This window comes from Devosia sp. ZW T5_3 (assembly GCF_044987315.1).
In the GTDB taxonomy this organism is placed as follows: Bacteria; Pseudomonadota; Alphaproteobacteria; order Rhizobiales; family Devosiaceae; genus Devosia.
In genome coordinates, this window is sequence record NZ_JBJDRE010000027.1 from 18,165 (window position 1) to 31,528 (window position 13,364).

General features: G+C 61.8%; 16 protein-coding genes. 3 read left to right on the forward strand and 13 right to left on the reverse strand.

Going from position 1 to position 13,364, the window contains the following annotated elements; genetic code table 11:
* Positions 1 to 118 precede the first annotated feature (118 nt).
* From ACI3KW_RS22310 to coxB, 12 genes are all read right to left on the reverse strand, one after another.
* On the reverse strand, positions 119 to 787 hold the full coding sequence (locus ACI3KW_RS22310) for a GntR family transcriptional regulator (protein ID WP_404849912.1): 669 nt from the start codon (positions 785 to 787) through the stop codon (positions 119 to 121).
* A gap of 42 nt (positions 788 to 829) precedes the next feature.
* Entirely contained in the window at positions 830 to 1,435 is a 606-nt protein-coding gene (locus tag ACI3KW_RS22315; protein ID WP_404849913.1) for a GNAT family N-acetyltransferase, read from the reverse strand.
* Between the two features lie 6 nt (positions 1,436 to 1,441).
* Entirely contained in the window at positions 1,442 to 2,704 is a 1,263-nt protein-coding gene (locus ACI3KW_RS22320) for a pitrilysin family protein (protein WP_113119688.1), read from the reverse strand.
* Positions 2,705 to 2,758: 54 nt separating this feature from the next.
* Positions 2,759 to 4,153 (reverse strand): threonine synthase, encoded by a 1,395-nt coding sequence (thrC, locus tag ACI3KW_RS22325; RefSeq protein ID WP_404849914.1) that lies wholly within the window; start codon positions 4,151 to 4,153, stop codon positions 2,759 to 2,761.
* An 80-nt stretch (positions 4,154 to 4,233) separates the two neighbouring features.
* Positions 4,234 to 4,998: an SURF1 family protein gene (locus ACI3KW_RS22330; protein WP_404849915.1), complete on the reverse strand. Its 765-nt coding sequence runs from the start codon at positions 4,996 to 4,998 to the stop codon at positions 4,234 to 4,236.
* Positions 4,995 to 5,348 carry a DUF983 domain-containing protein gene (locus ACI3KW_RS22335; protein WP_404849916.1) on the reverse strand — a complete coding sequence of 118 codons (354 nt, stop codon included), beginning with the start codon at positions 5,346 to 5,348 and terminating at the stop codon, positions 4,995 to 4,997. The genes ACI3KW_RS22330 and ACI3KW_RS22335 overlap by 4 nt, the downstream gene beginning before the upstream one ends.
* 68 nt (positions 5,349 to 5,416) lie before the next feature.
* Positions 5,417 to 6,253 (reverse strand): cytochrome c oxidase subunit 3, encoded by an 837-nt coding sequence (locus ACI3KW_RS22340; protein WP_113119685.1) that lies wholly within the window; start codon positions 6,251 to 6,253, stop codon positions 5,417 to 5,419.
* A 3-nt stretch (positions 6,254 to 6,256) separates the two neighbouring features.
* The gene (locus ACI3KW_RS22345; RefSeq protein WP_113119684.1) at positions 6,257 to 6,820 is read right to left on the reverse strand and encodes a cytochrome c oxidase assembly protein; all 564 of its coding nucleotides are present in this window, start codon (positions 6,818 to 6,820) and stop codon (positions 6,257 to 6,259) included.
* Complete coding sequence (locus ACI3KW_RS22350; RefSeq protein WP_404849917.1) at positions 6,820 to 7,002, reverse strand: hypothetical protein; 183 nt, start codon at positions 7,000 to 7,002, stop codon at positions 6,820 to 6,822. The genes ACI3KW_RS22345 and ACI3KW_RS22350 overlap by 1 nt, the downstream gene beginning before the upstream one ends.
* Positions 7,002 to 7,898, reverse strand: a complete 897-nt coding sequence (locus tag ACI3KW_RS22355) for a heme o synthase (protein ID WP_404849918.1) — start codon at positions 7,896 to 7,898, stop codon at positions 7,002 to 7,004. Before ACI3KW_RS22355 ends, ACI3KW_RS22350 begins: the two co-directional genes overlap by 1 nt.
* Positions 7,899 to 7,995: 97 nt before the next feature.
* Positions 7,996 to 9,690 (reverse strand): cytochrome c oxidase subunit I, encoded by a 1,695-nt coding sequence (ctaD, locus tag ACI3KW_RS22360; protein WP_404849919.1) that lies wholly within the window; start codon positions 9,688 to 9,690, stop codon positions 7,996 to 7,998.
* Positions 9,691 to 9,712: 22 nt separating this feature from the next.
* On the reverse strand, positions 9,713 to 10,630 hold the full coding sequence (gene coxB, locus ACI3KW_RS22365; protein WP_113119680.1) for a cytochrome c oxidase subunit II: 918 nt from the start codon (positions 10,628 to 10,630) through the stop codon (positions 9,713 to 9,715).
* Between the two features lie 355 nt (positions 10,631 to 10,985).
* Here coxB and ACI3KW_RS22370 point away from each other — a divergent pair, with 355 nt between their 5' ends.
* Positions 10,986 to 11,495: an invasion associated locus B family protein gene (locus ACI3KW_RS22370; RefSeq protein WP_390888801.1), complete on the forward strand. Its 510-nt coding sequence runs from the start codon at positions 10,986 to 10,988 to the stop codon at positions 11,493 to 11,495.
* Positions 11,496 to 11,508: 13 nt separating this feature from the next.
* Positions 11,509 to 11,754 carry a PilZ domain-containing protein gene (locus ACI3KW_RS22375; RefSeq protein ID WP_113119679.1) on the forward strand — a complete coding sequence of 82 codons (246 nt, stop codon included), beginning with the start codon at positions 11,509 to 11,511 and terminating at the stop codon, positions 11,752 to 11,754.
* Positions 11,755 to 12,026: 272 nt separating this feature from the next.
* Here the strand turns inward: ACI3KW_RS22375 and ACI3KW_RS22380 are convergent, their stop codons facing one another.
* Positions 12,027 to 12,287 carry a hypothetical protein gene (locus ACI3KW_RS22380; protein WP_113119678.1) on the reverse strand — a complete coding sequence of 87 codons (261 nt, stop codon included), beginning with the start codon at positions 12,285 to 12,287 and terminating at the stop codon, positions 12,027 to 12,029.
* A 155-nt stretch (positions 12,288 to 12,442) separates the two neighbouring features.
* On the opposite strand from ACI3KW_RS22380, the gene ACI3KW_RS22385 reads away from it, so the two are divergent.
* Complete coding sequence (locus tag ACI3KW_RS22385) at positions 12,443 to 13,333, forward strand: LysR family transcriptional regulator (RefSeq protein ID WP_113119677.1); 891 nt, start codon at positions 12,443 to 12,445, stop codon at positions 13,331 to 13,333.
* Positions 13,334 to 13,364 lie beyond the last annotated feature (31 nt).

The following is a 13,364-nucleotide window of genomic DNA, read 5'->3' on the forward strand; positions in this document are numbered from 1 at the left end:
GAGGGATTGAGGGTGGGGGTGTCGAGCTTTCCACCGGCATCGAGTTCATGGAGGCCGCGACACCCCCACCCTAGCCCTCCCCTCAAGGGGGAGGGAATCAGATTGGGGCTCTCACCCCTCACCCAACGATCGTAAACACCTTCCGCGTCACCCCAGACGCAGTTCGCACCGGCTTCTGCCCAATCCAACGAACGTGCCGCGCCAGCACCGTCGCCGCCTCCTCGATATTTCCGTCGCGCAGAGCAGCCAGAATGGCCAGATGATCATGGTCAGTCCGCGCCTCCCAAGCCGATTGCCAGGCGGCAAAGAGGAACCGCGCGCTGACGGCATGCAGATCATCGATGGCGGCCAGCAGGCGCGGCATGCCGCACGGCGCCAGCAGCGTCCGATGAAATAGCCGGTTTGCCGCCTCCCACGACGCCACATCCGGCGAATTATCACCAGCATGGGTCGCCTGCTCAGCAGCATCGAGAATAGAAGCTGTCAGATGCGGCGCAGCGTGGCGCAGAGCCAGCACTTCAAGCGCCGCGCGCATTTCGGCAACTTCCTTGACCTCGGCCAGATCGAAGGCGGCAACGCGCACGCCACGACGCGGCTCGCTGATCGCCAGCCCCTGCGCTTCGAGCCGCCGGAAGGCCTCGCGCACCGGCACGTGGCTCGCGCCGAACTCGGCGGCGATATGATCCTGCCGCAGCCGGGCGCCGGGCTCGAGATTGCCCGCAATGATCCGCTCGGCCAAGACCTTGCTGATCCGCGCGGCGATGGTGTCGTCTTTGGGCTGCGTCATGATTTTATAGATAGTTTGTCGCGCGGCGATTTGTCGAGGCGGTCAAACCAAGCGTCTGGTGTAGCGCGCGGTTTCGTAGCGCTCCTTGGTCAGACCGAACAGCACATGGTCTTCCCAGCGGCCATTGATCTGCAGGTACTTTTCCGCAAAGCCTTCTTCGACAAAGGCGTTCTTTTCCAGCACCCGGCGCGAGGCGACATTGCCCGGCAGAAAAGCCGCGTGGATGCGGTGCAGATCGAGCGTGTCGAAGACGAAGGGCAGGCTCGTGCCCACGGCTTCGCTCATTAGCCCCCGTCCCGCGAAAGGTTGGCCCATCCAATAGCCCAGATTGACGAATTGGGCGGCGCGGCGGCGGATATTGGAGAGGGTAATGCCGCCCACCAACGTTGCCGCGTCATTGGTGAAAATGAAGAAGGAATAATCGCTCCCCTCTTCCGCTTCCTCGCGCGCCCGCCGCACCCGTGCGGCGAAAACCCGGCGGCTCAAATCCGCCTCGGTCCAACGGGGCTCGAAGGGTCGCAGGAAATCGCGGCTCCCGTGACGCAGTTCATGCCAGGCCTCGTAATCGCCCATTTGCGGCAGGCGCAGCAGCACCCGCCGGCCGCGCAGGGCGATCAACGGGACCGGCGATGACCAGGGCCAGAGCATGGACAATTACCGCTTGAGATGATCGCCGATGGCGCCGACATCGACCAGCCGGTCGACCGGCCCGATGCCCGCCAGGGTCGGCAAGCCGCTGGTGAAGATCTGCTCGGCAACCTCCTGCACGCGCTGGGTCGTGATGGCGTTGATGCGATCGACCGTTTCCTGCATGGGGATAGGACGCCCCCACAGGATTTGCTGGCGCGCCAGCTGGCCGGCACGGGCCGAAGGACTCTCGAGCGACATCAGCAGCCCCGCCCGAATCTGATTGCGGACGCGGATGACTTCCTCGTCCGAAATCGACTGAGTGGCGCGCTTGAGTTCGTCCAGCACGACGGGGACCAGATCGGCCACTTCATCCTCGCCGGTCGCCGCCGCCACGCCGAACACGCCGCTATCGGCAAAGGCCCAGTGGAAGGAATAGACCGAATAGCACAGGCCCCGCTTTTCGCGCACTTCCTGGAACAGGCGCGAGCTCATGCCGCCACCCAGGATCGAGGCCAGCACCTGGGCCGCGTAGAACCCGTCGGCATTGTAAGCCCGGCCTTCAAAGCCGATGACGATATGGGCCTGTTCGTGGTCGGAAATCAGCCGCTCTTCGCCGCCCTGATATTCGGCGCGCTGGGGCGCCGGCGCGCCATTGGGCTTGAGATCGGCAAAGCGCTGCTGGGCGACCTGGACCAGTTCGTCATGATCGACATTGCCAGCCGCCGCCATCACCATGTGGTCGCCCACATAATTGCGGTTCATATATTTGCGGATAACGTCCGGATTGAATTCGCGTACCGAATCCACCGTACCCAGAATGGTGCGGCCGATAGGCTGGGTGGGGAAAGCGGCTGCCTGGAACAGGTCGAAAACGTGATCGTCGGGATTGTCCCGAGCGGCACCGATTTCCTGCACGATGACCTGCTTTTCGCGGGTCAGCTCGTCTTCCTCAAAGCGGGAATTCTGCAAAATATCGGAGAGGATATCGGCGGCCAACACCACATCTTCCTTGAGCACGCGGGCAAAATAGCCGGTGTGCTCGATGGACGTCGCAGCGTTGAGGTCACCACCGACATTTTCGATGGCCTCGGCGATTTCGAGCGCCGAACGCGTGGTGGTGCCTTTGAAGGCCATATGTTCGAGCAGGTGGGAAATGCCGTGCTCGGCCTTGCGCTCGCAGCGCGCACCGGCCTTGACCCAGACCCCGAGCGAAGCGCTCTCCAGGTGCGGCATGTCGTCGGTCAGCACCACCATGCCATTGTCGAGGGTCGTTGATAATAGGCTCAAATGGGTCCTCCTGGCACGGCGCGACCCTGAGGCCGTTGGTGCCCCAAAGTCGTCCTAGGCAGCGCGCGTACGCGCTGCGATGAAGTCTTCGACCAGTGTCTGGTCATTGGCAAGCACAGTCAGCCGCTCCTCGCGGCCATAAAGATCGCCCAGCCAGGCCGGCAGAGCCGGCTCGATCCCCGAAGCATCCTTGACGGCGGAAGGGAATTTGGCGGGATGGGCGGTGGCCAGCGTAACCATCGGGGTCGCCGACCAGGCCTGCGCCCGGGCCACATGCACGCCAACGGCGGTATGGGGATCGAGCAGGTAATCGGAATTCTTGAGCGTGACGGCAATGGTTGCGCGCGTCTCGGCTTCGCCAGTGGTGCCGGCGGCAAAGTCGCGGCGGATATTTGCCAACGCCCTCTCGGGCAGAGCAAAGCCGCCCGATTGCTTGAGGCTATCCATCATGCGCACCACGGCAGTCGCATCGCGCCCCGCCGCTTCGAATAGCAGGCGCTCAAAATTGGACGAAATCTGGATATCCATGGACGGGCTGATCGTGGGCGACACGCCTTCCATCTCGTAGCGGCCGGTATCCATGGTGCGGCGCAGGATGTCATTGGCATTGGTGGCAATGATCAGCCGCTCGATCGGCAGGCCCATCGCCTTGGCGCAATAGCCGGCAAAGATATCGCCGAAATTGCCGGTCGGTACGGTGAAGCTGACCTTGCGGTGCGGGCTGCCCAGCGACACGGCAGCCGTGACGTAATAGACGATCTGCGCGACGATCCGGCCCCAATTGATCGAATTGACGCCCGAGAGGCGCACCGAGTCACGGAACTTGTGATTGTTGAACATGGCTTTGACCACGTTCTGGCAATCGTCAAACGTGCCTTCGAGCGCAATGTTATGCACATTGGCATCGAGCACCGTAGTCATCTGCAGGCGCTGCACCGGGGAGGTGCGGCCAAGCGGATGCAGGATGAAAATATCGGTCGTGTCGCGGCCGCGGAAGGCCTCGATAGCGGCCGAGCCGGTATCGCCCGAAGTGGCGCCGACAATGGTGGCGCGCAGGCCGCGTTCGGCCAGGATATGGTCCATGATGCGACTGAGGAATTGCATGGCCACGTCTTTGAACGCCAGAGTGGGGCCGTGGAACAGCTCGAGTACGAAGTGATTGGGCTCCAGCTCCACCAGTGGGGTCACCGAGGGATGGCGGAAGCTGGCATAGGCCTCGTCGATGATAGCTTTGAGTTTGGCGGGCGCGATCTCGCCATCAACGAAGCGGTTGATGATGTCGAAAGCTACATCGGCATAGGGCTTGCCGGCATAGGAAGCGATGTCGGCGGCGCTGAGCTGGGGCCAGCTTTGCGGCACATAGAGCCCGCCATCAGCGGCAAGACCGGCCAGAACTGCATCGGAGAAACCGAGCGCCGGCGCCTGGCCGCGCGTAGAAACAAACTGCATCGAAGGGGAAGGCCCTTTTTAGAATTGTTGCAACCTAGTCAAACGAGGCCTGAACCGCAAGTTTGATGGAGGGGTACGCGTCAGGGCTTTGGCGTCTGCCGCTGCCGCCATAGCCAAAAGCCCAGCATGACCACCGCCACGATCGCAAAGCCGTACCAGGTATAGGCATAGCCCAGATGGTTGTTGGGAAACTCCACCACGGTCTCGCCGCCCTGCGGCAATTGCCCCGGCGCGCCGGCGGGCAGATCGACATAGAAGGGCGCGAAGGGGGCGAGCGCGGGATCGACCAGCTTGGCCAGCCGCTCGGGGTCGCGCACCCATTCGATACGGTCCGAGGTATTGGCCTCGGGCGTCATGAAGCCGGCTTTTTCGCCGGGGCGGAACAGGCCCGTAATGGTCACCTGCCCGGTTTCGCCTTCGGGATCGGTGACGGCGGCTTCCTGAAATGCCTCGGGCACAAAGCCACGATTGACGAAGACCGTGCCGCCATTATCCAGTACAAAGGGCGTCACCACCCAATAGCCGGGGCCTGAGGCGGAGCCACGCGCATTGGCAAGGCTGGTGAAAACCGTGACCGTCTGGTTGTAGCGGAAGGCCCCGGTCAGCGAGACCGGTTGGAAATTGAGCGCTTCAAGGTCGAGGTCAGTCCAATCCTGCGCAACCGGTACAGGAACCGGCGCCGCGGTCAGCCGCTGATCGACGGCGGCAATGAGCGCTTCCTTTTCAGCCAGGCGATGCATCTGCCAGGTACCGAGCCAGACGCAGACGCCAGCCAGGGCCAGCATCAGTATGGCAAAGGCCCAGGTCATCACTGGCCCCAAGCGCTTCTGCGTCTGCGCGCTCATTGGTGGCCCTCATGGGCATCGTGGCGGTATTGCAGGGCAACCATGGTGGCCTTGAACGGGGGCAGCAGCGCCAGCGAGAGGATCAGCGTCGCCGGTATCCACAGGAACAGATGGACATAGGGCGGTGGATTGAACACGGCACCCACGACCATGGCCAGCGCGATGATCAGCGGCGCCACAAGGAAGATCACGAAAATCGCCGGGCCATCGCCGCTATCGGCAAAGGCGAGGTCGAGGCCACAGGCCGTGCAGCTCGGGGCAAGCTTGAGATAGCCCCTGAACAGTTTCCCCTCCCCGCAGCGCGGGCAGCGGCAGAGCAGGCCAGCCTTGAAGGGCGAAACTTGGGTCATGATATCCCCGGAAGAAATTGGGGCGCGGCCCATAAGACCGCGCCCCCACACGTTTCTGATCCACTCTATTAGTGGTTGATCGCCACGCCCCACGAGCCCCAGACATAGATCGAGGCGAAGAGGAAGAGCCACACCACGTCGACGAAGTGCCAGTACCAGGCGGCGAATTCAAAGCCCAGGTGACGCTGCGGGGTGAAGTCGCCGCGCTCGGCGCGGAGCAGGCAGACGATGAGGAAGATGGTGCCGACAGCGACGTGGAAGCCATGCAGGCCCGTCGCCATAAAGAAGGTGGCGCCATACATATTGCCGCCGAAGGAGAAGGCGGCTTCCGAATATTCGATCACCTGCACACAGGTGAACAACAGGCCCAGGGCTACGGTGAGCACGAGGCCCCAGCGCAGGCCCTTGCGGTCGCCTTCGAGCAAAGCATGGTGCGCCCAGGTGACAGTGGTGCCCGAGGTCAGCAGGATCAGCGTGTTGAACAATGGCAGGTGGAAAGCGTCGAACAGCTCGATGCCTTGCGGCGGCCAATGCCCACCGGTGGCGGCGACACGTGCATATTGCTCGACGTCGTCAAAGCGGAAGAAACCGTCGAAATATGCCCAGAAGAATGCCACGAACAGCATCACTTCCGACGCGATGAACAGCATCATGCCGTAGCGGTGGTGCATCTGGACCACGGGGGTGTGGTCGACGCCGTTATTGGCTTCCTTCACCACGTCGGACCACCACGCATACATGGTGTAAAGCACCACGGCCAAGCCGATGAAGAAGATCCATGGGGTCCAATGGTGCATCCAGGAAATGGCGCCAATGGCGAAGATCAGGATGCCCACCGACATGACGAAGGGCCATGGCGACGGTTCGACCATATGGTAGTCGTGGTTCTTGGCTATTGCCGACATGGTTCAGCTTCCCCCGTTATCTGAAGCGTAGAAGGTATAAGAGAGGGTGATCTCTTTGATGGTGTCGAGCTCTTGATTGTCGTCAAGCTCGGGATCGACGAAGAACACGATCGGCATGTCCACGGTCTCGCCGGGCTGCAACGTCTGCTCGGTGAAGCAGAAGCATTCGATCTTGTTGAAATAGACGCCGGCGCGTTCCGGCGAAACGTTGAAAATCGCCATGCCGGTGACCGGCTTGTCCGAATGATTGGTCGCCACGTAATTGACGGTGTCGACGGCGCCGATCCGGTCGGTGACGGAGGCCGCGGGCTTGACGGTCCAATTGAGTTCCGAGGACACGTTGGAATCGAACCGCACCGACATTTCGCGCGCGATGATGCCCTTGGGGTTGCTCTCGGCCTTGCCGGGCGTGCCGCCAAAACCGGTGATCGAGCAGAACATGGCGTAGAGTGGCACCGACGCGTAGGCGAGTCCCACCATGCCCGCGACCAGACCCAGGCACAGCATGCCGATGCGCTTGTTGCGGCGCGCGGCATTGGCAAAGGTGGAATGGGACAGATCGGCCATCAGAGCGCCCGGTCGAATAGCGCCGGGCCCATCTTGATGATGGTCAGCAGGTAGAAGGTCAGCGCAAACAGGGCCAGGCCCAATCCCAGCGCGATCGAGCGGCGGCGGCGTACCTTGGCGCGCGCGGCCTCGATTTCGGGCGGCAGGATAATGACTTCGTGGATTTCGTCGGGGGCAGACATCAGGCAAACATCCCAAAACGCGCGAGCAGGTTGTCGGCCAGCAGGGCAAAGAACAGAACGAACAGATAGCTCAGCGAGTAGTTGAACACGATGCGCGCCGCCTTGCGCATCGGCACATCCTCGTTGGTGCGATAGAGGCGCCAGGCAAGGAACAGGAACGAAGCGCCGGTGATCACCGCGACGACGGAATAGATCGTGCCGGCAAAGCCGAGCCAGCTGGGCAGCAGCGAGGAGGCCGCCAGCAGCGCCGTATAGGCCAGGATCTGGAATTTGGTCGAGGCTTCGCCTGCCACATTGGGCATCATGGGCACGCCGGCCGCGCCGTAGTCGCTCTGCTTATAGAGCGCCAGGGCCCAGAAATGCGGCGGGGTCCACAGGAAGATGATCAGGAACAGCGCAACGCTTTCCATCGTGATGGTGCCGCTGACGGCAGCCCAGCCCACCATGGGTGGGAAAGCACCGGCCGCGCCACCGATGACGATATTCTGCGGCGTCGAGCGCTTGAGCCACATCGTATAGATGACGGCGTAAAAGAAGATGGTGAAGGCGAGCAGCCCCGCCGCGACCCAATTGGTCGCAAGGCCCAGCAAAGCCACCGAGAACACCGACAGCACAAGGCCAAAGACCAGCGCTTCGCCCCCGGTAATGCGGCCGGCCGGAATGGGGCGATTGGCGGTGCGGCTCATGATGGCGTCGATATCGGCATCGTACCACATATTGAGCGCGCCAGAGGCCCCGGCGCCGATGGCGATACAGACAATGGCGATGACGCCGATCACCGGATGGATACCGCCGGGGGCAACCACAAGGCCGACAATGGCGGTGAAGACGACCAATTGCATGACGTTCGGCTTCAAGAGCGCGAGGTAGTCCTCCACGCGCGCTTCACCTGTCATTGCAGGCACCTTCCGATTGTCATGAATATAAGCCACTGGCTCTGCCTTTATCCGGGATTGGGCCGCGCATACGCGGCCCGGTGGTTCGTCGCTGCGCTTAGTGCGCGTTGGTCGAGTCGATCTTGGGCAGGGTGGTGAACTGGTGGAAGGGCGGAGGCGAGCTCAGCGTCCATTCCAGGGTGGTTGCACCATCGCCCCAGGGATTGTCACCAGCCGGACGCTTCTTCCGGGCGGCTTCCCACATGGCGTAGAAGAAGATCAGCATGGCTACGAAGGTGATGTAATAGCCGATCGAAGAGATGCGGTTGAAGAAACCAAACGCATCCGGATAGTCGATATAGCGGCGCGGCATGCCCGCAAGACCCAGGAAGTGCTGCGGGAAGAAGATCAGGTTCACGCCGATGAACATAACCCAGAAGTGCGCATTGGCGAGCTTCTCGTTGTACATCCAGCCGAACATTTTCGGGTACCAATAGTACCAGGCCGCAAAGATCGAGAACACGGCGCCCAGCGACAGCACATAGTGGAAGTGGGCAACCACATAATAGGTGTCGTGCAGCGCACGGTCCGCACCGGCATTGGCCAGCACCACGCCCGTCACACCGCCGACGGTGAACAGGAAGATGAAGCCGATGGCCCACAGCATGGGCGTGCGGAAGGTGATGGAGCCGCCCCACATGGTGGCGATCCAGGAGAAGATCTTGACGCCCGTGGGCACCGCGATGACCATGGTGGCAGCCACGAAATAGCGCTGCACATCAAGGCTGAGGCCGGTGGTGTACATGTGGTGCGCCCACACCACGAACCCCACGAAGCCGATGGCCACCATGGCATAGGCCATGGCCATGTAGCCGAAGATCGGCTTGCGGCTGAAGGTGGAGACGATGTGGCTGACCACGCCGAAGCCCGGCAGGATCATGATGTACACTTCGGGGTGGCCGAAGAACCAGAACAGATGCTGGAACAGCACCGGATCGCCGCCCTGGTCGGGCTTGAAGAAGCTGGTGCCGAAATTGCGGTCCGTCAGCAACATGGTGATCGCGCCGGCCAGCACTGGCAGAGCCAGCAGCAGCAGGAAGGCGGTCACCAGGATCGACCAGGCAAAGAGCGGCATTTTGTGCAGCGTCATGCCCGGAGCGCGCATGTTGAAGATGGTGGTGATCAGGTTGATGGCGCCAAGGATCGAGGAAATACCCGAGACGTGCAGCGCCAGGATGGCAAAATCGAGCGCCGGGCCTGGGTGGCCGGTGGTCGACAGCGGGGGATAGATGGTCCAGCCGCCACCAAAGCCCAGGGCACCAGCGCCGGCGCCTTCAAAGAACAGGCTCATCAGGAGCAGGATGAAGGAGGGCGGCAGCAGCCAGAAGGCGATATTGTTGATGCGCGGGAAAGCGGTATCGGGCGCGCCGATCATCAGCGGGGCAAAGTAATTGCCGAAGCCGCCGAAAGTAGCGGGCATCACCACAAAGAACACCATGATCAGAGCATGGGCGGTGGTGAACACATTGTACATGTGCTTGCCGGCGTCGAGGGCGGCATCGCCTTCCACGCCATAGGTCATGGCGGCAAGGCCATGGAAAATCTGGATGCCCGGCTCCTGCAATTCCATGCGCATGACGCCGGACAGCAGGCCGCCGACAATGCCGGCGACGATCGAGAAGATCAGGTACATCACACCAATGTCTTTGTGATTGGTGGAGTAGAGCCAGCGGCGCCAGCCGGTGGGCTGGTGCGCATCATGGGCGTGGTCATGTCCCGTGGCGTGGGCTTCGAGGTGAGCGGTATCGGCCATTTTTGTCAGTGTCCCCTAAGCCTTACTGGAGCGCCGCGAGCGTCGCATTGGCGGCAGCATAATCGCCGCCCTTGAAGGCCGCGATAAAGGCCGCGAACTCTTCCTTGGTAACGACGCGCACGGCGATGGGCATGAACGCATGGTCCTTGCCGCATAGTTCCGAGCACTGGCCGTAATAAACGCCGGTTTCACGCGCATTGAACCAGGTTTCGTTCAGGCGCCCCGGCACGGCGTCGATCTTGATGCCGAAGGAAGGCACCGCGAAAGCGTGGATCACGCCGGTCGGATCGGCGGTGATCTGCATGCGCACCGTGGTATCCACCGGAACGACCAGTTCATTGTCGACGGCCAGCAGGCGCGGCTGGTTCGGCTTGAGCGCCAGACGACCCTGGTCGCCATCTTCCTGCAGCATTAGCGAGGTCAGTGCGACACCCTGGTCGACATATTCATAGTCCCAATACCATTGCTGGCCGGTGGCCTTGATGGTCAGTTCGGGCGCCGGCACATCGACTTCGCCGAACGAGAAAATGTTGGAGCCCAGATATTTGCGTTCGCCATCAGGTGTCGTCAGCTGGTCGCTGAGCACGCCGAAGGAGGGAATGGCGATGATGATCAGCACCACGATGGGCAGCACGGTCCACACCACTTCGACCAGCGTATTATGGGTGAAGCGGGCCGGGGTGGGGTTGGCCTTGGCGTTGAACCGGACGACGATGACGATCAGCAGCGCCAGCACGAAGAGCACGATCAGGCTGATCGTCCACATCAGGATACCATCGTGGAACGCGGTGATGGAATCCATGATCGGGGTCACCGACCGCTGCAGATGGAACTGGCCGGGCAGAGGATGTCCCGCCGTATAGCCCGCTTCCTCCGTCGCCTCTTGCGCAACGGCAAGGGCAGGCATCAGCGCCATGGCGGCGGCCGACACGGCTCCCATCCCTTTGAAGAACTGTCCGGTCACCACTTAACCCCCTAATCGACTGCCGTTGGTGCACACGCGCCAAGAATTGAGGGGATAAAAACAGCGGCATAGCTACGCCGCCCCGACTCAACCTCGGAGCGCAAAAACTCTGCGCTGACCTAAATCACATCAGAATGACGGAGTCTATTGGCCCGATTGAACCCCGCGCTGCGTCATAATGTTCCCCCTATCAGCAAAAACGCCTCACCCTTGCCGCAGTTTTCCAGCCATATTCCCAATGAATCCGGGCTTTGGTTGACTTGCACCCTCCCCTGTTGGAAACAGGGACAACCTCACGCGGGCGCCCGATTCGTTCAGGAGAAGTGATAGAGTGAAGCCGAATTTGAAGCGTCTGGCCGTTGGCGGCCTTGCCCTGCTCGCCCTTGCCGGCACTATGGGCAGTTCCATGGCCCAGGGTGTGGTCAAGGCTCAGTATGGCGACTGGCAGATGAGCTGCGATACCCCGCCCGGCGCCAGCTTTGAGCAATGCGCGATCATCCAGAACGTGATGGCCGAGGATCAGCCCAATGTAGGCCTCTCGGTTATCGTGCTGCGCACCGCCGATCGCGAAGCGCGCCTGCTGCGCGTATTGGCCCCGCTTGGCGTGCTGCTGCCCAATGGCTTGGGCCTCAATGTCGATGGCAAGGATATGGGTCGCGTCGCCTTCGTGCGTTGCCTGCCCAATGGCTGCGTCGCCGAAGTGGTGCTGGACGACAGCCTGATCGAGACGCTATCCAATGGCAAGGACGCCATTTTCGTGGTGTTCAAGACTCCCGAAGAAGGCATCGGCATTCCGGTGTCGCTCAACGGCTTCAAAGACGGATTTGCCCAACTCCCCTGATCTGGAGTTTCCAATGACCGAAGAACAGCGTGCCGCCCCGCGCCAGCGTGTGCTCAAGGGCGGCAAAATCGTCATCAATGACGGCTTCTCGACCTTTCAATGCACCGTGCGCAATCTCTCCGAGACCGGCGCCCGGCTCAAGGTCACCAGCATTATCGGCATTCCCGACACGTTTGAGCTGGCCATGGATGACGGTCGCAAGCATGCCTGCACCGTCGCGTGGAAAACAGCGACCGAAATCGGCGTCAAGTTCGGCTGATCCAATCCCCAAATGAAAAAAGCCGGACAAGTGCCTCGGCACTGTCCGGCAAGTCATCAGGAAACGGGACCGGTGGCAAAACCGGCCCGGGAGATGGCACAAGCACTCCAAGGGAATGTCCGTACCAACGGAAGAGCGCCGGCCGCATGGGTAGCCGACGCAAAGGGAATTTCAGGGGGTCGCGGGTTCAAACGGAATCAGAACCTCACATCCCCATCTCCTTGTTGCCGCTCCGATTTGGTCCGAAACATGGCAACAGGTTTTACGCGATCCTAGCGCCGGGCGTTGCTGGCGCGCGCCATATTGAGCGCCAGACTCGCTGCCGGACCGTGATTGCGCACGGCATCGACGACATCCTGGCGCGTAATGCCCAGGTCATTGAGCCGGGCATGGTCCAGCTCAAGCAGGCTCGTCAGCGCAGTTCGGCGGGTGCGGGCTGCTTGCGCCTTGGCGATCCAGCGCACGAATGCGGCAAACGGACGAAAGGGCGTGGCGGCCGCGACTGACCGCTCGCCGAAAAGCGAGAGAGCCATGATAGTCTCCAGGAATGTGGTTGTGCCGAAGGGAGGCCGGCGGGACTGGCGCGGTGTCGTTTCGCGTCGATAATGATGTGATAGCGCACTGGACTTCCATTCGTCTAACAAATAGATTTCATCCGATCTATCAATTTGAGTGATGAGGTATCGGAATGACCGCCCCTCTCGATCTGGACCAATTGCAGAGCTTCTGCGCCATTGCCGATTGCGGCAGTTTCACCGAGGCGGCCCGCCGGGTGAACAAGACCCAGTCGGCCGTCTCCATGCAGATCAAACGCCTTGAGGAGCGGCTGGGCCAGCCGCTATTGACGCGTGACGGCCGCACTGTCGCTTTGACCAATCACGGCGAGGCGCTTTACGCGCGGGCGCGGCGCATGTTGCGCACCAATGCCGAAATTCTCGACCATTTCTCCGATGGGGACCTGTCCGGCCAGATCCGCTTCGGCGTGCCGGACGATTACGCCGTGCGGCTGCTGCCGGTGATCCTTTCCAGCTTCCAGCGGACCCATCCCAAGATCGCGGTGGATGTGGCCTGCATGGCGTCCGAAGACTTGCTCTCGGGCATGCGATCGGGACGCTATGACATCATCGTCTTCACCCAGGGCACCGAGCAGAATTACGGCGAGCTGTTCCGCACCGAAAAGATGTATTGGGTCGCCAGCCATGGCGGACGGGCCCTGGCTAGCGAACCGCTGGCCATTGCCTGCGGCTCGCCCGGTTGCATCTGGCGCAAGAGCGCCATGGAGGCGCTGAACCGCGACGGCACCGATTATCGCGTCGCCTATACCTCCTCCAATGCCACTGCCATTTCGAGCGCGGTGCTCTCCGACCTTGCCGTGGGCTTTCTGCCGGAAAGCGCCATGCAGCCGGGCATGCGCGTGATCAGCGAAGATATGGGCCTGCCCCGCCTGGCCGACGCCGAAATCGCCCTGATGCGCGCCAGCCACGCCTATGGCGGCATCTATGATGCGCTCGCCAACCATATCGTGCAGTCCATGGGCAATCTCGAACCCGCCCCCGCCCACGCCGAGGCGGCTGAGTAGCCGCTACCCTATCCGGCCCCAGATCCATCCT